The 1,343-nt window shown below is 68.2% G+C and carries 1 protein-coding gene and 1 pseudogene; both read left to right on the top strand.

The genetic code is table 11. The features are described from left to right. Window positions 1-580, top strand: a pseudogene (locus HKK74_RS38845) (Crp/Fnr family transcriptional regulator); the annotation flags it as partial. Between the two features lie 46 nt (window positions 581-626). After that, window positions 627-1,343: cyclic nucleotide-binding domain-containing protein (locus tag HKK74_RS38840; protein WP_312882206.1), on the top strand; the 717-nt coding region annotated here is incomplete at its 3' end.

Genomic DNA, 1,343 nt, shown 5'->3' with positions numbered 1-1,343 from the left:
TCAGACCGAGCAGCAGCTCCGGCTCACCATCGAAGCACTGCGCGAACGCCAGGAACACGAACTTGTCAACAACCCCGACTTCGGGCTCCTGCACAACGCCGATCTCAAACAACGCATCCACGCCCGTACCGGCCCCCCGACCCCCGACGACCTCGACGAACTGCTGGGCACGGTCTGGAAGGACCCCACGTTCCTCCTCGCCCACCCACGGACCATCGCCGCGTTCGGCCGCGAGTGCAGCCGCCGCGGCGTCTACCCGCAGAACGTCCCCTTCGGGGAGAGCGTGGTGCCGGCCTGGCGTGGCGTGCCCTTCTTCCCCTGCAACAAGATCCCGGTCACCAGTACCCGGACCAGCTCCATCCTGGTCATGCGCACCGGGGAAGAGGCCCAGGGCGTCGTCGGCCTGCACCAGACCGGCATCCCCGACGAGTACGAGCCGAGTCTGTCGGTGCGGTTCATGGGCATCAACGAGAAGGCCGTCATCAACTACCTCGTCAGCATCTACTACTCCGCGGCCGTCCTGGTCCCCGACGCACTCGGCATCCTCGAGAACGTCGAGATCGCTCAGGCCGCCGGCTGACGAGGAGAACCTGTGCCGGTACGGGCACGAAGGGATGGTGGCGATAGTGACCGAGCCGCAGACCGCGAAACGGCCCCCGTCGACGCCGGGTATGCCGAGCCCCGGTATGTCCAGCCTCGGTACGGCCGCAGCACGCAATCTGGCGACGACGACCAAATCCGTGCCGCAGATGCAGGCCGTCTCCCCGCGGTGGTTGCTGAAGCTGCTGCCGTGGGTGCAGGTCTCGGGCGGGGCTTACCGGGTGAACCGAAGGCTCACCTACACGATCGGTGACGGTCGGGTGGAGTTCACCACGACCGGCTCCGAGGTGCGGGTGATCCCGCAGGAGCTCCGTGAGCTTCCGGCACTGCGGGAGTTCGAGGACGACGCCGTTCTGGAGGCGCTGGCCGGCGCCTTCGTCCAGCGCCAGTACGAGCCCGGCGACCTCATCGCCGTGTCCGGGCAGCAGGCCGATCAGGTCCTCCTCATCGCGCACGGGAGGGTGGCCAAGACCGGTTCGGGACGGTACGGCGATCAGACCATGCTGGACGTGCTCGCCGACGGCGACCATCTCGGTGGTCACCTGTTCGCCGGGCCCCGGGGCTACTGGGAGTTCACGGCCACGGCGCGCACGCGCTGCACCGTGCTGGCCCTGCCGGTGCGGTCCCTCAAAAGGCTGATCGCGCGCTCCCCGTCGCTCCAAGCGCACATCGAGCGGTACGGATCAGGCGGCCCTCACAAGCCGCACAACAAGCAGGGTGAGGCCGCGATCGAGCTGTCGGCG

The sequence above is a fragment of the Actinomadura alba genome, from assembly GCF_014323705.1.
Classification (GTDB): Bacteria; Actinomycetota; Actinomycetes; order Streptosporangiales; family Streptosporangiaceae; genus Actinomadura_C; species Actinomadura_C alba.
Note: the sequence above shows the minus strand (reverse complement) of the source record. Positions and strands in the feature narration are given on the sequence as shown.